Origin of the sequence: Nocardia neocaledoniensis (assembly GCF_029868625.1) — a bacterium.
In the GTDB taxonomy this organism is placed as follows: domain Bacteria; phylum Actinomycetota; class Actinomycetes; order Mycobacteriales; family Mycobacteriaceae; genus Nocardia; species Nocardia neocaledoniensis_A.
This window is the reverse complement of sequence record NZ_JARWOJ010000344.1, coordinates 38,463-55,314: the sequence shown is the minus strand read 5'-3', so window position 1 is coordinate 55,314 and position 16,852 is coordinate 38,463. Positions and strand designations below refer to the sequence as shown.

Below are 16,852 nucleotides of genomic sequence, written 5' to 3'. Positions count from 1 at the left end.
GTATAGATAAACGTTCGTTTACAACGATCGTTTACACCACTTGCCGCCCCCGCGAAAGGGGAACCCATGCACACCACTACTTCGAGCCCGCCGGTGTTGCGCCTGCGTGGACTGCGCTGCGAGTACCCAGGGGAGAGCGGATCGGTGCACGCGCTGCGTGGCGTCGATCTCGACGTGGCCCCGGGGTCGTTCACCGCGATCATGGGCCCATCGGGTTCCGGCAAGACCACGCTGTTGCATTGCGCCGCCGGGCTCCAGACGCCGACCTCCGGTCAGATCGCCTTCGACGGGCAGCCGCTGGAAGCGCTGGACCAGACCGCGCTGGCCAAGCTGCGCCGGCGCCGCATCGGCTTCGTCTTCCAGTCGTTCAACCTGCTGCCCGCGCTCTCGACAGTGGACAATGTCGAATTGCCGGTGCGCCTGGACGGGCGGCGGCCCGACCGCGACCGGACCATGGCCCTGCTCGCCGGGGTCGGCCTGCGGGAGCGGGCCGGGCACCGTCCCGATCAGCTCTCGGGTGGTCAGCGTCAGCGCGTCGCCATTGCCAGGGCCCTGATCACGGACCCCGAGGTGGTCTTCGCCGACGAACCGACCGGGGCGCTCGACATCCGCAGTGCCCGTGAGGTACTCACCCTGCTGCGCGGTCTCGCCGATCAGGGGCAGACGATCATCATGGTCACCCACGATCCGATCGCGGCCTCCTATTCCGACGAGGTCCTGTTCCTCGCCGACGGCAGCCTGGTCGACCGCGTCGCGCGGCCCTCGGCGCGGGAGGTCGCGAACCGGATGGCCGTGCTGGTCGAGACGGCCGAGCGGGCCGCGGAGGTGCGGTCGTGATGATCGGTCTGGTTCTGCGCTCGTTCGCGCACCATCGTGCTTCCGCGATCGCCACCGGTGTCGTATCGGCGGCCGGGACAGCGCTGGTCACCGCCATGGCTGGACTGCTCGGGACCGGTCTCGCCGCGGATGCCTCGGCCGACCGCGATTTTCTGGTGCCGTTCCCGCTGATCCTCGGCGGGTGGGTGCTGGCGATCGTGCTGTTCGCCATGGTCTCCACGATCGGGGTGGCCATGCAGGGCCGGGCCGGCGAGATCGCCGGCCTGCGGCTCGTCGGCGCGACACCGTCGCAGGTGCGGCGGATGGTGGTCGCCGAGACCGCCATGGTGGGGTTCGTCGCGGTGCTGCCAGGCCTCGGCGCCGGACAACTGCTCGGCGCCGGACTGCTTGCGGGTATCCGGGCGGGCGGCCTCATCGACGATTCGACGGGTTATTCGCCCGGCGTCCCGTTACCGCTGGTCGGGGCGTCGCTCATGCTGGCCGCGGGGATCGCCGCCGCCTGGATCGGCAGTCGCGCGATCGCCTCGCGCAGCCCGGTCAAGGAACCGGGGCCCACGCGGGCACGTGCTCGTGCGCGCCGCACTCGCCCGATCGCGGCGGCAGCACTGCTCCTCGCCGGGCTCGCCTCCTCGTTCACCGTCCTCGCCATCGATCCGGCCGACATCTTGACGACCGCGCTCACCGGGCCAGGATGTGTGCTCGTGGCGGTGGGGCTGAGTCTGCTCGCGCCGGAGCTGATCACCCTGGCGGAGTTCGTGTTCGGCAAGATCCCGGCGCTGCGCGGTGGCGCCGCGGGCCACCTCGCCGCGCGCAATCTCGCCGCCGCACCCGAGCGAGTGCGCCCCGCGGTCACCTTCCTGACGCTGTTCATCGGCGTCGCCGCCGGCACCCTGTCCATGCAGGCGGTGGAGAATCAGTACGGCGCCGCGGGTGCTGACGGGCAGCTCATGGCCGCGATCAACTACCTGGTAGTCGCCCTCATCGCCGCGTTCATGGCAATCGCCCTGTCCAACAACCTGATCGCGTCGATCAGCCGTCGCCGCGCGGAATTCGCGTCACTGCACCTCATCGGCGCCACGGCCGGTCAGTCGCGGCGCATGCTGATCGGTGAAGCCGCCGCCGCGGTCACCGTCAGCGCTGTCGTCGGCAGCGTGGGCGCCTTCGTGAGCACGGTGCCGTTCGCGATCACCAAGACCGGCGACCCGCTCACCGCCCTGGCACCGGTGCCGTATGCGCTCGTCATCGTCGCGGGCGCCGCCATCACCCTCGGCGTGACCGGGCTGACGGGTGCTCGCGTGATCACTGCCGCCGCGACGTGACCGGCGGCTACGGGCAGCGCCCGTTTCGCGGGGGACCTGACGCTCGGCATCCGGACGCCCGAGCACGGTGTCGGTGGGCGGGCTTAGGGTCGCGGCATGGAATGGCAACCGTGGTTGGCGCGCTGGAGCGAGGAGTGGATCAGCTCCGGTGAGCCCGATTCGCTCGATGCCGAGGTGCTGCGGCAACGGTGGCTCGGTTTCGAGGCCGCGACCGAAAGCAAGGTCGCGGCAACCGAACAGCGGCTCGGCCTAGCGCTGCCACCCTCGTATCGGAGCTTTCTGCTGACCACCGACGGATGGCGTGACGCCGGGTCGTTCGTGTGGCGCATGCGCGACACGGGCGATCTCGGCTGGGTGCGTGACCTCGAGCCCCACTGGGAGGAATCGTGGGCCGAACTGTGCGATGCGGGCTCCGATGACGCGCCCGGAAATCCGTTCGGCCGGGGCCTGTTGATCTCGCGGGAGGCCGATGCGGGCATCCTGTTCCTCGATCCCGGCGATGTCGATGCCGACGGGGAGTGGGCGGCCTACAGCGTGTTCGCATGGGCTGGCGACGCGCCGACGCGCTTCCCGTCCTTCGCGGCACTGATGGAGCACCTGTACGCGGAATTCCACCGGATGCGTAAGCCCGCCGGGCAAACCAGGGACGAGCTCGATCTGATGGTGGAGCGGGCGCGGCTCGACGCACTCGCCGGCGATGTCGATGCGGCACTGTCGGCGCTTACGCGCGCCGACGAATTCGGGCGACCGCGCGCGACTCTGCTCCGAGTTCAGTTGCTGCTGCTGCTCGGCCGCAGCTACGAGGCCGACCAACTGCTCAGCCAGCTGCTGCATCCGGCTTTCATCACCGAGGGGTTTCTCACCGATCCGCTGTTCACCGAGGAGCTCATGCCCTATCTGTTCCGGCAGCACGAGATCCGGGAGCCCTGGCAGAGTTCGCGGCTCGAGATGGCTCTCATCGGCGACCCGCCGGAGATCCGTGCCGCGATCGACGCGCACGAGGCACGAGCGAGACACCCCGAGTATCGAGTGACTTTCGGCTCCGCCGAGTTCGATGTCGCGGTACGGGAGGCACTTTCGGGTCCAGGCGATCCGTGGAAGCACATCCGCGCCGCCCTACCTCAGTGGCAGCCACGTACCTCCGATCATCTCGCCCCAGTGGTGCTGCTCGCCGAACCCGCTCTGGCGCAGAGCTTTACGCCGGAGCGGGGTCGGGAACTCCTGCTCACACCGAGAGGTGATCAGTCGAGGACTGCGTAAGCCTCCACTTCCACGAGGACGTCGGGTTCGAAGAGGTAGTCGACGCCGATGGCGGACAGCGGGGGGAGGGGGTCGGGGAGGGCCAGTTCCTCGGCGACCTGGTTGATGCCGTCGAGGAACGACGCGTACTTGTCGGGGGTCCAGTCGGTGACGAAGAAGCGGAGGCGGACGACGTCGGCGAAGGTGGCGCCTGCGCCCGCCAAGCCGCGGGCGGTGTTGCGGAGCGCGCAGGCCAGCTGACCGGCGAGGTCCCCGGGTGCGACGGGGGTGCCGTCGGCGTCGCGGGCGATCTGACCGGCGACGTGCACGTGGCGGGCGCCGGTGCTGATCGAAACGTGGTGGTACGGAACGGGACCGAACATGTTCGGTGGGGTCAAGAGCTGCACGGACATGGGAGTTCCCTTCGCTGTCGGACTAGGTATCCGATGTATACGTGGTATTCGAAGGGCACTTCAACGAGACTAGGTGTCATGCAGGAAACCGAGGACACCCCGCAGCTCACCGCGCGGCACCGTGAGCTGCTCGACCAGATGCTCGACAAGTGGTCGCTGCAGATCATGGAGGCGCTGTGCGATCAGCCGCTGCGATTCAACGAGCTGCGCAGGGCGATTCCCGTGGTGACGCAGAAGTCGCTCACCTCGGCGCTGCGGCGGCTCGAGCGCAACGGGATGGTCGAGCGAGTGGTCATCCAGACCCGCCCGGTCGCCGTCGAGTACCGGATCTCACCGGTCGGCCGCACCCTGCAGGGACTCATCGATGCGCTGCTGCTGTGGACGGCCGATACGCTTCCGGAGGTCGAGCGGGCCCGCGCCAGGTTCGACGAATCGCAACTCGCGCAGGCGCCCTCGCTACCATCGCGGTGAGATCGGAAGAGGGTGGGGATGAGTAGCAGGCCGCTGTTCAGTCCGATGGTGCCGCTGTATTGGCTGGTGTCGACAGCCGTCGTGGTGGCCTATTTCACCGGCACGATGGATGTGGCGTTCACCCTCGCGCGGTGGTCCGGCAACGATGTCGCGGTGGTGTTCGCGCTGCTGGGGAGTCTGCTGTTCGGGCTGATCACCTGGCCCTTCGTGCTCGCGGTCGGCTGGTGGGCGCGGCGGGCGTATCTGCGCCGGTACGCGACCCCGGTGACCGCGCGGGTGACCGAGTGCGGGCACCGCGTCGTCAACCCGACCAACAATGTCATCTCCTTCCATCACGTGAAGATCGCGGTGGAATTCGCGCATCCGGCAACGGGTGTCGTGTACGGGATGAACAAGGAGTTCGCGTTCAACCAGTTCCGCCGGAAGACGGCGGAACGCCTGCTGGAGCGCTCGTCGGTGGGCGCGGAGATGACGCTGCTCGTACGTGGCCGCGCGGCCGGGTACGACGTGCCGGAACGGCCGCGGTGGGCCGATATCTGGTGAGCGCTGTGGGCAGTGTTCACGAATGTCACGGGCCAGCTGGCTGGTCCGGACGGCCGCGTAGGTGGCCTCAGGCCGCTGCCAGCTCGGCGCGCAATTGCAGGAAGCGGAACAGACCGGGCCTGCCGACGACGGTTTCGTAGCGGTCGACGACCTCGTCGACGAAGACAGGGACCTCAGCCGCGGGGAGGCGGGCCGTCCAGTCCGTGAATCCGACTGTGCACCAGCCGACGAAGGCATCGCGAGAGCCGAAGTCCCATTCCCGGTCGGTGACGGACTGCGCGGTCACTGTGAGCCCGGTCGGCGCCGCGATCGCGGGCAGAGCCTCGGGATCGATGTGCACGTACGGGCAGGGAAATCCGGCGAAGGCCGCCGACCAGCGCGATTCGCCGGTGACGGCCGTCGCGACGTCCTCGAGGCTCGGGCGGTCGCCATCGCAGACGTACTGCACGAGCACGCGGCCGCCGGGCGCGAGTGCCGCGGCGATCGTGCGGTAGGCGGTCTCCTGGTCGGCGACCCAGTGCAGGGCGTTGAACGAGACGACGAGGTCGAACTCGGGCGGGAACGCCATGGTCGTGACGTCACCGACCTGGAAGTCGACGTTGGTGAGCTGGTCGTCGGCGGTGCGGGCCACCTCGATCATCCGCGGTGACGGGTCGAGGCCGAGCACGGAACCGCCGGGCGTCCGCGCCGCGATCAGCCGCGTCACATAGCCGTCGCCACAGCCGACGTCGAGCACCCGCTCCGAGCCCGTCACCGCCACCGACTCCATCGCGGCGGTGGCGAGCGCGCGCTGGAGTCCGCTGATGTGGGCGTAGCCCGCGCCGTCCCAATCGGCCATCGGCTAGGACCCGCCCTGCGGCGCGGCCTCGTTCTTGACCGGTGGCGCGTCCTCGGGCGCGAGGTAGGCGCCGATCTTGCGGAACAGCGCGTCGCCGCCGTTCGAGTAGCCACCCGAGGCGCTGAACGCCGCGGGCAGGTAGGTGACGGCGACCGCGATCGCGATCTTCTTCGACGGCAGGTAGGCGTTGACCGCGGCGCCGCCGTAGAACAGCGGATTCTGATACGACCAGTCACCGGTGAGCCACAGGCCGAGCCCGTAGGTCTGGAAATCGTCGAGGGGCCTGCAGTTGACGCAGCCGGGGACCGCCGTCGTCTTCCCGCGCAGATCGGTGGTGGTCATCGCCCGGTACAACTCCTCGGACAGCAGTTCGCCGCTGCCGATGGCGACGGCACTGCGCTCCAGATCACGGATATCGCTGGTCTGGATGGCGCCGTGGCTGATGGTCCACGACGGATTCCAGTAGGTCGACTCCTCATAGAACGGGACGTCGGCCGCCAAGCCGAAGTACTCGCGGCGTTCGGAGGTGAACGTGTGCAGCACCGGCTCGGGAATGTACGGGGTCAGGTTCGGAACGGTGTTCTGCAGATCGAGCGGGTCGAGCACCTTCTCCTGGAGGGCATCCGCGAGCGACTTGCCGGTGACCTTCTCCAGCGCCAACCCGAGGAGCACGTAGTTGGTGTGCGCGTAGGCCCAGTTGGTGCCCGGTTCGAACCACAGCGGGTCGTCGATCGCGAGGGCCAGCTGGTCGCGGGTGGTCCACGCCTTGTACGGGTCGGCGTAGGCGATCTCGGCGAACTTCTCGTTACCGAGCACGAAATCGTGGTAGCCCGTGGTCATCTGGGCGAGCTGCCGCAGGTTCACGCGGTCGGCGTTGGGAATGTCGGGCAGGTATTTCGAGAGTTTGTCGTCGAGGCTCAATTTCCGCTCGTCGGCCAGGATCAGCAGCAGTGTCGAGACGTAGGAGATGGCGACGGCGCCGTTGCGGAAATGCATGTCGGTGGTGGCGGGGACGCCGGCCATGGATTCGCCACGCGCCTCGGTGACGATCTCCTCGCCGTCTATCGTCACGCGCACGATCACCGACTTCAGGTGTGCTTCGCGCATGTAGTCGTCGACGATCTTCATGATCGCGTCGGCCCGGGCCGGGTCTTCGCGCGCCTCCGGGTTGTCATCCGAGGAACACGCCGCGACCAACAGTCCCAGGGTGCAGATGAATGCCAGGACATTCCGGGAAACGGACATCGGTCACCTTCTTGGATACCAGCTCGAATACGCGGAAATTCGATCGGCCCGAGGACCCGGAAATGCGGCACAGCGATAGACAATTCTATGGTGCCGCGGGCCGATCAGTCGATAGCCGATGAGCGAGCAACCACGGGGCGACCCGGAGCCGGACGCTCCCCGCCCAGCCCGCGATCACGAGGGCGTCCGGAGAACGGTTCCTGTTCGCGCCAGTAACGATCTCGTGGGGTGTCGCGACAATCCCCGTGACAAACGGCCCGTCGGGGGGCCTGCCCACCTGTAGGTTTTCCGAACGGGATCAGACTATGAATCTGCGCGAGTTCCTTGCGAAACATCGCATCGCCTCGGCTGTCGCCGCGCCCGCCGCGCTGGGCGTCGCGGCCATCGTCGCCGCGTCGTTCGCGGTGACTTCGGGACCCGAGTCGCCGACGTACGAGCTCACCACCTCGGTCACCGAGTGCCGCGAGATGGTGACCATCTCCGTCGCCGGCCGCAACGACACACCCGTCGAGGGCACCACGGCGATGCTGCTCGACGCCAACGGCAACCCGCTGCCCGCCGCGCTCTCGGGCGATCACTCCAGCGTGTGGGTCGATCCGGTGGTGAACGCGCCGCGTGACGACCTCGCCGAGGGCGAGTACGCGGCGGTGTACATCGCCTACCCGGCCGACATGTCGACCTACGAGGACGCGGTGAACGCCGGCGTCGCCAACACCCAGCAGGTGATGCGGGAGATCTCGGCGGCCTGCCCGGACACCAAGTTCTCCATCGTCGGCTACAGCGAGGGCGCCGACGTGGTGCGCCGCGTCGCCGAGGGCATCGGCAACGACGACCCGGCCGACGGCTACGCCACCGTCGACCCCGATGACGTGCTCGGTGTCGTGATGTTCGCCGACCCGGGCCGCAAGGCCGGGGACGGTCCGTTCATCGGCGCCGATGACCCGTTCGCCAACCCGGACGGCTTCGACCAGAAGTACCAGAACGGCACCAAGCCGATCTCCGGCCAGGGCGCGACCACCGGTGGCGGTTTCGGCGCGCTCGACGGCAAGATCGCCTCGTTCTGCTCCGAGGGCGACCTCACCTGCGCGGCGCCGGAGAACATCTCCCTGCTGCAGCTGGCCGCGAACGTGGGCAGGCAGATCAACATCGACGACCTGCAGCGCGACGGCCTCACCCCGGCCACCGGCCAGGACATGGCGTTCACGCTCGGCCGGATCGCGATGGCGGCCTTCTCCGACATCGCCGCCAACCCGAACTGGATGGCCAGCGACGAGACCTTCCTCGACGTGCTGCTGAAGGTCTCGGATCCGGACTACAAGCCGGGCGAGACCAAGGCGCCCGCCAAGGCCGACACGATCGCCGCCGAGCAGATCTCGCCGCTGGCGTACCTGCCGCAGAAGATCTTCAACGAGATCGTCGGGCTGATCGTGACGAACCAGAACACGATCCCGGTGGCGATGAGCGATCCGTACCAGCTCACGCTCGGCCCGAACGGCACCGGCCACCACTTCGACTACTGGCGGGATTCCGACGCCGCCAACGGCAAGCCGCTGACCTCGGCCGAGTACGCGGCGGCATGGCTGACCCACCTGGCCAAGCAGGCGCAGGCGGGCGAGCAGGTGGACACCAAGTCCGCACCGGAGGACGCCGATGTGACCGCCGCGCTGGCGGCACCGACGAAGCCCGCGACGACCACGACCTCGGCTGCCCCGAGCACCACGACCGCGAAGTCGAGCACGACCACGGCCAAGACCACGGTCCCGTCGACGACCTCGCAGACGAGCACCGGCACGACGGCCCCCTCGACCACGGTCGCCCCGTCGACGACCACGCCGTCGACCACGACGCAGGCCCCCGTGGTGCAGGAGCCCGCGACGAACCAGGCCGGAGCGCCCGCCCCGACCACGACGACCCCGGCGCCCACCACCACGGTGGCGCCGACCACGACCGTCGAGCCGACGACCACCACGGCGACTCCGACGAACTAGTCACTGCCGCGAAACCCCGGTGGGCCGTCCGCCCGCCGGGGTTTCGCTATGTCCGGACGGGTACCGCGTCGCGCACGCGCGCGGTCGCGCTGCGAGTGCCGATGATCGAACCGACGATGACGAGCGGGAAGCCGATCGCCATGCCGATCGTCAACGGTTCCCCGAGCGCCGCGATCCCGAGGACGATCGCGACCGCCGGATTGATGTAGGTGACCACGGTGGCCCGGGCCGGGCCGACCTCGGCGATGAGCGCGAAGAACACGAGAAAGGCGGCGGCCGTGCAGATCACGGCGAGCCCGAGCACCGACCAGGCCGCGTCGGCGGGGATGCGTTCGGGCCACGACACCGCGGTGAACGGGGTGTAGACCAGGGCCGCGAGCAGCAGCGAGGCCGTGACCACGCCGAGCGAGGGCAGATCGGCGAGGGTGCGGTCGTAGATGATCGGGCCGATGGCGTAGCCGATGGTCACCACGGCCACCGCGGCCAGCGCCGCCGGGGCGGTGAGGTCGACATCGAGGCCGACCAGGGCCGCGACACCGGCGAAGCCGACGGCGAGCCCGAGCGTGCGGCGGCCGTCGAAGCGGTCGTGCCCGAGCATCGTCACCAGGACGACGGCGATCAACGGCACCGCGGCGAGCAGGATGCCGACGGTGGAACTGTGCAGGGTCTGTTCGGCGTAGCCGAGCAACACCCACGGGCCGATGATCTCGACGGCGGTGTAGGCAAGCAGCATCCGCCAGCGGGCGAGGACGCCGCGAAAGGCGTTGGTGTACAGGGCGATCGGTAAGAGGAGCAGGCCGCCGATCGCGGTCCTGCCGAAGGCGACGACCACCGGGTCGATGCTCTCGACCGCGATACGGATCATCGCGTACGGCACACCCCAGATCACTCCGAGGGCGAGGAACAGGACCCACCCGCGCCTACTCACCCGGCTCACCCACCATTTCCGATCCCGTGGCGAGCCCGGCGCTCACCCAGTTCATCCTATGATTTCGGCGAGCGCCCTCCGACGCTAGTGGCTGAAATGACAACTTCCGGCAATATTCCGCCAGCGAACCGGGGCGAGGGACCGGTCGCCGCGGACCGATCCCTCGCACTTCGCCTAGACCGCAACAGGTTCCGGGGCCACCGGCTCCGCGGCCCGCGCGGACCTGGACGCCACGATCAGCACCGCCAGCCCGGTGACCGCGAAGCCGACACCGACCCACAGCGGTGAGACCCAGCCGAACCCGGCACTGATCGCCAGGCCAGAGAGCCAGACGCCGAGGAAGTTGCCCACATTGAAGGCGGCGATATTGGCCGAGGACGCGAGCGTCGGTGCGGCGCCGGCGTGATCGAGCACGCGCATCTGCAGACCCGGCGTGGCGCCGAAGCCGAAGAAGCCCATGGCGGGCAGCAACAGCAGGGCCGCGATCTTGCTGTCGGCCAGCAGCGCGAAGGCGGCCAGCGCCACCGCGAGCGCGAGGGTGAGTCCGAGCAGCGTCCGGGTCAGCGCGCGGTCGGCCCAGCGGCCGCCGAACAGATTGCCGAGGAACAGGCCGACGCCGAACAGCACGAGCAGCCACGGCACGAGCCCGTCGGAGAAGCCGGTGACACGGGTGAGCAGCGGCTCGATGTACATGAACGCGCCGAACATGCCGCCGAACACCAGCACGGTCATGACCAGCGAATACCAGACCTGGGTGTTGCGGAAGACCGACAGCTCCGCGCGCAGGTCGGGGCGCGTCGCGGTGGCGGGTGAGTCGGGCACCAGCGCGGTGATGCCGGCCAGGGCGAGCAGGCCGACGACGGTGATCACGGCGAAGGTCGCGCGCCAGCCCCACTGCTGACCGACGAACGTGCCGAGCGGCACGCCGAGCACATTGGCGATCGTGAGCCCGCCGAACATGATCGAGATCGCCCCCGCCTTCTTCGCCGGCGCCACCAGGGAGGCGGCGAGCACGGCGCCGATGCCGAAGAACGCGCCGTGCGCGAGGGCGGCCATGACCCGGCCACCGAGCAGCGCGGCATAGCCGGGCGCGAGCGCCGAGGCCGCGTTGCCGACCGTGAAGAGCACCATGAGCAGTTGCAATGCCCGCTTGGGTGGCCAGCGGTTGACCACCGGCGTGAGCGCGAGGGCGCCGACGACGACGGCCAGCGCGTAGCCGGAGATGAGATATCCGGCCGTCGGCACCGAGACGCCGAGGTCGGCGGCGACCGGTGAGAGCAGCCCGGCGATGACGAACTCGGTGAGTCCGATGCCGAAGCCCCCGAGCGCGAGAGCGATGAGGCCGAGTGGCATGTGCACGCTTCCTTTCACCATGAGCCGATAACCAGCGTGTGCAACTAACTGCAGGCGACGATAGTTGCACACGCGCTCTATTGCAACCGCCAGGTATACTCGGCACATGGGTATTGCGGATGACGCCGTCGAGGTGCGCGCGACCGGCTGGCGCACCCTGGCCGCGCTGCACGGGCACATCGAGACCGCGCTCGAGCGCGAGCTGGTGCGCGCGCACGAACTCTCGGTCGTCGAATACACCGTGCTCGACGCGCTGGCCCGCCAGGACGGCTGGCACATGCGGATCTCCCAGCTCGCCCGCGCCGCCGCGCTGTCGGCGAGCGCGACAACACGATTGGTGAACCGGCTCGAGGATCGCGGCTTCCTCGTCCGGGTGCTGTGCGCCGACGATCGCCGCGGCATCTACACCGAGCTCACCGAAACCGGAAGGGCCGCTTACGAAAAGGCGCGCCCGACACACGATCGGACCCTCGAGCAGGCACTCGCCGACGCCGAGGAGATCCCCGAACTGGCCCCGCTCGTCGGCTTTCTGCACGGCGTCCCGGCGCCGCGCTGAGCACGACACTCCGTGTGACATCCCCGGGCAACGCGCCGATCATGATGACTGCGCGGTGCCTCGATGCAATGATCGGCGGGTGACTCAGTGGCTCCCCCTCCTCGGCTCGCTCCCCGTCGCCGCCGCAGTTCTCGCCGGCGTCATCGTCAACAACCGCACGCACCGCGAGGGCATCGCGGCCGCGGACGAGCGCGGCAGGCAGGCGCTGGACGCCGCGCAGCGCCATGTCGAGCTGTCGAACATGGTTGGCGACCAACGTGATCACGAGGCGTGGCGCCGGGAAGCGGTACTCGCCGCGGTCGCCTCGATCCTGGAGACCTCGGCGTCGGTGCGCGCGGATCTGACCAGTTGCGGCGAGTGGGACCTGGTCACCGCGGAGGAGATCGACGGGGTCGGCGCGCAGATCCACAAGGTCATCTGGGACCGCCCGACCGCCATGCTGACGAGGCTGCGGGTCGTCGCGCATCGCCGCATCCCGAACAAGTGCGAAGACCTGCTGCGCACCCTCACCGCCGCCCAGCACATCACCATGCAGCGGCTCAAGCTGCACATCGACCCGGAGGCCACGGTCGAGGAGCTCGAGGAGATGGCCTCGCTGTGGCAGAAGGCGATGCGGCACGCCGCCGAGCAGGAGCGGGCCCTGGTGGAGACGACGCGGGCCGAACTCGGCATCGATATCCCCACGAAAGGCACTGCGGTCCAGCCGGTCCCGGCCCCGCCGGTCGCCGAACCGCCCGCCGAGGCCGCGGCGGAGGAGCCCACCGCCGAACCGAACGACCAGGCCGAACACCACGAGCAGGCCGAACAGCCTGAGCAGGCCGAACAGCCCGAGCTGCCCGCCGCCGAGCAGACCGCGCAGCTGCGCCTGGCCGACGCCGTCGAGGACCCCGCCGACCCGCGCAAGGCCGAGCCCGCCCAGGTGTGAGCCCCGCACGGTTGCCCCTGTTCACCTGACGCGAGGCCGGTGATCCGGGTAACTTGGAACTCGGCATGTGATCCGTCACCATGCCGACCCGACAGCGTGGTCGATCGTCTGAAGACATGCACGAACCACTCTCGTCAGGGGGCGATCTGTCATGGAGTTCATCGCACCGTTGGATGCGCTGTTCCTGCTCGCGGAATCCCGTGAGCACCCGATGCACGTCGGCTCGTTGCAGCTGTTCGAGCCGCCCGAGGACGCGGGGCCGAACTACCTGCGCGAGTTCCGCGACACCCTGCTCGCCGACAAGACCTGCAGGCCGACCTTTCGCAAGCGCCCGGCCACCTGGCTCGGCGCGCCGCAGCTGGCCTGGACCCAGGACGCCGAGGTCGACCTCGACTACCACGTGAAACGCAGCGCCCTGCCCGCGCCGGGCCGGATCGGGCAGCTGCTCGATCACGCCTCCACGCTGCACAGCGCCCTGCTCGACCGGCACCGCCCGCTGTGGGAGATGCATTTCGTCGAGGGCCTGGCCGACGGCCGTTTCGCGCTGTACTCGAAGATGCACCACGCGCTGATCGACGGCGTCTCCGCGCAGCGGTTGCTGCGCCGCACGCTCACCACCGAACCGGCGAACGAGCCGATGCCGCCGTGGAACCTGCCGCGCAAGGAACGCGCGCGGGCGCCGCGCACGGGTCGCGGCGGTCTGCTCGGCGGGCTGGCCGCGGCGAGCTCGTCGACGGCGGCGCTGATGAAGGCCGCCCGCACCGGTCTGCTGCAACAGCAGTTGACACTGCCGTTCGAGGCGCCGCGCACGCTGTTCAACGTGCCGATCGGCGGCGCGCGGACCTGCGCGGTGCGCAGTTGGCCGATGGACCGGATCAAGCAGGTGAAGAAGGCGACCGGCACCACCGTGAACGACGTGGTGCTGGCGATGTCGGCGGGTGCGCTGCGCGCCTACCTGCTCGAGCGCGACGCCCTGCCGGACAAGCCGATGACCGCGCTGGTCCCGATGTCGCTGCGCGAGGCCGACGACACCGACACGCAGGGCGTGAAGATCGCCGCGCTGCTGTGCAACCTGGGCACCGACATCGCCGATCCGCTGGCGCGACTGCAGACGGTGAGCGAGTCGACCCGGCGCAACAAGGAGGTCTACCGCTCGTTGACGCCCGCGCAGACCCTGGCCGTGGCCGGGCTGATGCTGAGCCCGATGGCGGCGATGCTGCTGCCCGGGTTCGCGTCGATGGGCACGCCGCCGTTCAACATCGTCATCTCGAATGTGCCGGGCGCGCGGGAACCGCTGTACTGGAACGGCTCGCGACTGGACGCGAGCTACCCGCTGTCCATCCCCCTGGACGGCCAGGCCGTGAACATCACCCTCACCTCCAATGGCGACAACCTCGATTTCGGCCTGGTCGGCTGCCGCCGCACGCTACCGGACCTGCATCGACTGCTCGATCACCTGGAGGATTCGCTGACCGCGATGGAGGACGCGGCCGCCTGAAATTACCCCTTTCGGGGAAACTAGAACGTGTTACAGTTCGGTATGCGTACCGAATTCTGCGAACAACTCGGCATCGAGTTCCCCATCTTCGCCTTCACCCATTGCCGCGATGTCGTCGCAGCGGTGAGCAACGCGGGCGGACTCGGCGTGCTCGGCGCCGTCGGCTTCACCGCCGAACAGCTCGAAGTGGAGCTGGCCTGGCTCGACGAGCACGTGAACGGCATCTACGGTGTCGACCTGGTGATCCCGTCGAAGTACGAGGGCAAGGGCGTCGAGGGCCTGAGCCCCGAACAGCTGGAGAAGCAGCTGGCGCAGATGGTTCCCCAGGGCCATCGCGACTTCGCCCAGCAGATCCTCACCGATCACGGGGTGCCCGCGCTGCCCGACGGCGAGCACCACAACGAGCTGCTCGGCTGGACCGCGACCACCGCGGGCCCGCAGGTCGACGTGATCCTGAACCACCCGAAGGCCAAGCTGGTCGCCAACGCGCTCGGCACCCCGCCCGAGGACGTCGTCAAGAAGATCCAGGACTCGGGCCGGGTGATCGGCGCGCTCTGCGGTTCGGTCAAGCACGCGATGAACCACAAGGCGGCCGGGCTCGACTTCGTGGTGTGTCAGGGCACCGAGGGCGGCGGGCACTGCGGCGAGGTGTCCTCGCTGGTGCTGTGGCCGCAGGTCATCGAGGCGATCGGCGATACGCCGGTGCTCGCGGCCGGCGGCATCGGCAACGGCACGCAGGTCGCCGCCGCGCTGGCGATGGGCGCCCAGGGCGCGTGGACCGGCTCGCTGTGGCTCACCGTCGAGGAGGCCAATGTGCCGCCCGCGCAGATGGACACCTACCTCGACGCCACCAGCCACGACACCGTCCGCTCGCGGTCCTGGACCGGCAAGCCGTGCCGCATGCTGAAGAACGACTGGACCGACGCCTGGGAGTCGGCCGACACCCCCGACCCGCTGCCGATGCCGCTGCAGATGATGGTCGCCCTCGACGGCGTCAAGCGCGGCCACCGCTACCCCGAGGCCGCCAAGGACGTGAACTTCAATCCGGTCGGCCAGGTGGTCGGCATGATGAACAAGATCGAGCGCAGCGCCGACGTCGTCAACCGGCTGGTCGAGGAGTACGTCACCGCCTGCGATCGGCTGACCAAGCTCAACGGCTGATCCGATCGGGTGCAGGCCGGTAACCACCGGCCGCACCCGTCATCGGGCGCGAACCCGCCGTAGCTGCCCTACACTCGCGGTATCTCACCCGGGTGCCGGGTGGACCTGCATTGCCCCACGGTTGCGGATGGCGGTGACATGGCTGCGGATCGGTGGAACAGCGCCTGGGCGGCGACGAGTCGCCGGGTGTCCGCGGCCATCGCGAAGGCCCGCGCCGAGTACACGGCCGCGCCGCCGCCGCACCCGGTCGACCCGCCGGTGCCCGCCGATCTGCTGAACCTGCTGTGCCGCATCGGCGTCGCGCTGGTCGGTGCGAGCGAGACCTCGGCGCGGGTGCAGGAGATCCTGGACCGGCTGTCCCGGCGCTACGGCACCGACAACATCCACTTCATGGTGCTGCCCACCGCCGTGTTCGTCCGCACCCGCACCGAGGACGGCCCGACCGTCGACATGCTCGACACCACCGTCGACACGTTGCCGCTGGACCAGATCGCCGGGCTCTACCGCCTCATCGACAAGATCGACAAGGACGCCCCGCCGCCGGCGCTGGCGTCGAAGGAGCTCGACGCGATCCTGTCGGCGAAACCGGGCAGCCCGCCGTGGCTGATCCTGCTCGGGCAGGTGGTGCTGACCGTCGGTCTCGGGATGATGCTCAATCCGGGCGCCCGGGCCCTGGTCGGGTACGTGGTGCTCGGCCTCGTCGTCGGCACGCTCACCCAGCTCGCCGCCAAGATCCGGTTGGTCTCGCTGGCTCTGCCGGTGGTGGCCGCGGCGGTGGTCGCGGTGCTCGCGTTCGGGTTACCCGGCGCGCTCGCCGGCGGCCAACCGAACCAACTGCTGATTCCCGCCATCGCCACGCTGCTGCCGGGGGCGATGCTGACCAACGGCACCATCGAACTGGCGAACGGCTCGCTGGTCGCCGGGGCCAGCCGGGTGGTCTACGGGATCAACATGCTGTTCCTGCTGGCGTTCGGGCTCTACGTGGGTATCAGCCTGCTCGGACCGCTGAGCGAGGCGCCGGTGAGCAGCGCACAGCTGGGCTGGTGGGCGCCGCTGGTCGGCGTGCTGCTGATCGGGTACGGCCACTCGTGGCGCTCGAGCGCGCCGCAGAATTCGGTGGGCTGGCTGCTGCTGGTCCTCTACGTCACCTATGCGGCGCAGTTCCTCGGCAAGACCCTCTCGGGTCCGCTGACCGGCACCTTCCTCGGTGGGCTCGTCGCGGTGCCCGCCGCCTATCTGATCCAGAGCCGGACCAACGCGCCGCCGCGGCAGGTGGCGTTCCTGCCCGCGTTCTGGATGCTGGTGCCCGGCGGTATCAGCCTCACCGGGGTCTCCGAGATGGTCCTGCACACCACCGGAACCACGGCCGCCAGCGGGCTGGAAGTGGTGGTGTCGGCGCTGCTTTCGGTGATGTCGATCGCGCTGGGCGTGATGGTCGGTTCCGGGCTCACCTCCACTCGGCCGCTACCGGTGAGCACCCTCATCGGCTCGATGCTGCCGCACGGACATCACCACAAACCCGACCCAGACAGCTGAGG

At 69.2% G+C, this 16,852-nt stretch carries 16 protein-coding genes; 11 read left to right on the top strand and 5 right to left on the bottom strand.

From position 1 onward, the window contains the following. The first annotated feature begins 66 nt into the window (after window positions 1–66). The 3 genes from QH270_RS26715 (at window position 67) to QH270_RS26705 (ending at window position 3,416) form a co-directional block, all read left to right on the top strand. Window positions 67–837, top strand: coding sequence for an ABC transporter ATP-binding protein (locus QH270_RS26715; protein ID WP_280346823.1), 771 nt, complete (start codon window positions 67–69; stop codon window positions 835–837). Further along, a complete protein-coding gene (locus QH270_RS26710) occupies window positions 837–2,156 on the top strand; it encodes an FtsX-like permease family protein (RefSeq protein ID WP_280346822.1) in 1,320 nt (439 codons plus the stop codon). Before QH270_RS26715 ends, QH270_RS26710 begins: the two co-directional genes overlap by 1 nt. A 96-nt stretch (window positions 2,157–2,252) precedes the next feature. After that, a complete protein-coding gene (locus QH270_RS26705; protein WP_280346821.1) occupies window positions 2,253–3,416 on the top strand; it encodes an SMI1/KNR4 family protein in 1,164 nt (387 codons plus the stop codon). On the opposite strand, the gene QH270_RS26700 is transcribed toward QH270_RS26705, so the two are convergent. Further along, window positions 3,398–3,808, bottom strand: coding sequence for a Rid family hydrolase (locus tag QH270_RS26700; RefSeq protein WP_280346820.1), 411 nt, complete (start codon window positions 3,806–3,808; stop codon window positions 3,398–3,400). The two genes, QH270_RS26705 and QH270_RS26700, sit on opposite strands and share 19 nt — an antisense overlap. A gap of 78 nt (window positions 3,809–3,886) precedes the next feature. On the opposite strand from QH270_RS26700, the gene QH270_RS26695 reads away from it, so the two are divergent. Beyond that, complete coding sequence (locus QH270_RS26695; protein WP_280346819.1) at window positions 3,887–4,279, top strand: winged helix-turn-helix transcriptional regulator; 393 nt, start codon at window positions 3,887–3,889, stop codon at window positions 4,277–4,279. Between the two features lie 18 nt (window positions 4,280–4,297). Further along, window positions 4,298–4,822, top strand: a complete 525-nt coding sequence (locus QH270_RS26690; RefSeq protein ID WP_280346818.1) for a hypothetical protein — start codon at window positions 4,298–4,300, stop codon at window positions 4,820–4,822. Between the two features lie 67 nt (window positions 4,823–4,889). Here QH270_RS26690 and QH270_RS26685 read toward each other — a convergent pair whose 3' ends face one another. Both QH270_RS26685 and QH270_RS26680 read right to left on the bottom strand, forming a co-directional pair. Beyond that, window positions 4,890–5,660 (bottom strand): class I SAM-dependent methyltransferase, encoded by a 771-nt coding sequence (locus QH270_RS26685; protein WP_280346817.1) that lies wholly within the window; start codon window positions 5,658–5,660, stop codon window positions 4,890–4,892. 3 nt (window positions 5,661–5,663) lie between these two features. Next, the gene (locus QH270_RS26680) at window positions 5,664–6,905 is read right to left on the bottom strand and encodes a serine hydrolase domain-containing protein (RefSeq protein ID WP_280346816.1); all 1,242 of its coding nucleotides are present in this window, start codon (window positions 6,903–6,905) and stop codon (window positions 5,664–5,666) included. Between the two features lie 305 nt (window positions 6,906–7,210). On the opposite strand from QH270_RS26680, the gene QH270_RS26675 reads away from it, so the two are divergent. Continuing rightward, window positions 7,211–8,893 (top strand): cutinase family protein, encoded by a 1,683-nt coding sequence (locus tag QH270_RS26675; RefSeq protein WP_280346815.1) that lies wholly within the window; start codon window positions 7,211–7,213, stop codon window positions 8,891–8,893. Window positions 8,894–8,939: 46 nt separating this feature from the next. Here QH270_RS26675 and QH270_RS26670 read toward each other — a convergent pair whose 3' ends face one another. Together QH270_RS26670 and QH270_RS26665 are read right to left on the bottom strand one after the other, a co-directional pair. Next, window positions 8,940–9,821: a DMT family transporter gene (locus tag QH270_RS26670; protein WP_280346814.1), complete on the bottom strand. Its 882-nt coding sequence runs from the start codon at window positions 9,819–9,821 to the stop codon at window positions 8,940–8,942. Between the two features lie 174 nt (window positions 9,822–9,995). After that, a complete protein-coding gene (locus QH270_RS26665; RefSeq protein ID WP_280346813.1) occupies window positions 9,996–11,174 on the bottom strand; it encodes an MFS transporter in 1,179 nt (392 codons plus the stop codon). Window positions 11,175–11,280: 106 nt separating this feature from the next. Between QH270_RS26665 and QH270_RS26660 the strand changes: the two genes are divergently transcribed. From QH270_RS26660 to QH270_RS26640, 5 genes are all read left to right on the top strand, one after another. Then, window positions 11,281–11,730: a MarR family winged helix-turn-helix transcriptional regulator gene (locus QH270_RS26660; RefSeq protein WP_280346812.1), complete on the top strand. Its 450-nt coding sequence runs from the start codon at window positions 11,281–11,283 to the stop codon at window positions 11,728–11,730. Window positions 11,731–11,809: 79 nt separating this feature from the next. Beyond that, entirely contained in the window at window positions 11,810–12,655 is an 846-nt protein-coding gene (locus QH270_RS26655) for a hypothetical protein (protein ID WP_280346811.1), read from the top strand. 151 nt (window positions 12,656–12,806) lie between these two features. Further along, window positions 12,807–14,153 carry a WS/DGAT/MGAT family O-acyltransferase gene (locus tag QH270_RS26650; protein WP_280346810.1) on the top strand — a complete coding sequence of 449 codons (1,347 nt, stop codon included), beginning with the start codon at window positions 12,807–12,809 and terminating at the stop codon, window positions 14,151–14,153. A gap of 42 nt (window positions 14,154–14,195) precedes the next feature. Then, a complete protein-coding gene (locus tag QH270_RS26645) occupies window positions 14,196–15,314 on the top strand; it encodes an NAD(P)H-dependent flavin oxidoreductase (protein WP_280346809.1) in 1,119 nt (372 codons plus the stop codon). Window positions 15,315–15,452: 138 nt separating this feature from the next. After that, window positions 15,453–16,850, top strand: a complete 1,398-nt coding sequence (locus QH270_RS26640) for a threonine/serine ThrE exporter family protein (RefSeq protein ID WP_280346808.1) — start codon at window positions 15,453–15,455, stop codon at window positions 16,848–16,850. Window positions 16,851–16,852 lie beyond the last annotated feature (2 nt).

Bases quoted from the DNA above. Each gene is read 5' to 3' on its own strand.
- QH270_RS26715 (WP_280346823.1), top strand. From the start codon at position 67: ATGCACACCACTACTTCGAGCCCGCCGGTGTTGCGCCTGCGTGGACTG.
- QH270_RS26660 (WP_280346812.1), top strand. From the start codon at position 11,281: ATGGGTATTGCGGATGACGCCGTCGAGGTGCGCGCGACCGGCTGGCGC.
- QH270_RS26685 (WP_280346817.1), bottom strand. From the start codon at position 5,660: ATGGCCGATTGGGACGGCGCGGGCTACGCCCACATCAGCGGACTCCAG.
- QH270_RS26700 (WP_280346820.1), bottom strand. From the start codon at position 3,808: ATGTCCGTGCAGCTCTTGACCCCACCGAACATGTTCGGTCCCGTTCCG.
- QH270_RS26665 (WP_280346813.1), bottom strand. From the start codon at position 11,174: ATGCCACTCGGCCTCATCGCTCTCGCGCTCGGGGGCTTCGGCATCGGA.
- QH270_RS26705 (WP_280346821.1), top strand. From the start codon at position 2,253: ATGGAATGGCAACCGTGGTTGGCGCGCTGGAGCGAGGAGTGGATCAGC.
- QH270_RS26680 (WP_280346816.1), bottom strand. From the start codon at position 6,905: ATGTCCGTTTCCCGGAATGTCCTGGCATTCATCTGCACCCTGGGACTG.
- QH270_RS26640 (WP_280346808.1), top strand. From the start codon at position 15,453: ATGGCTGCGGATCGGTGGAACAGCGCCTGGGCGGCGACGAGTCGCCGG.
- QH270_RS26675 (WP_280346815.1), top strand. From the start codon at position 7,211: ATGAATCTGCGCGAGTTCCTTGCGAAACATCGCATCGCCTCGGCTGTC.
- QH270_RS26710 (WP_280346822.1), top strand. From the start codon at position 837: ATGATCGGTCTGGTTCTGCGCTCGTTCGCGCACCATCGTGCTTCCGCG.
- QH270_RS26690 (WP_280346818.1), top strand. From the start codon at position 4,298: ATGAGTAGCAGGCCGCTGTTCAGTCCGATGGTGCCGCTGTATTGGCTG.
- QH270_RS26645 (WP_280346809.1), top strand. From the start codon at position 14,196: ATGCGTACCGAATTCTGCGAACAACTCGGCATCGAGTTCCCCATCTTC.
- QH270_RS26695 (WP_280346819.1), top strand. From the start codon at position 3,887: ATGCAGGAAACCGAGGACACCCCGCAGCTCACCGCGCGGCACCGTGAG.
- QH270_RS26650 (WP_280346810.1), top strand. From the start codon at position 12,807: ATGGAGTTCATCGCACCGTTGGATGCGCTGTTCCTGCTCGCGGAATCC.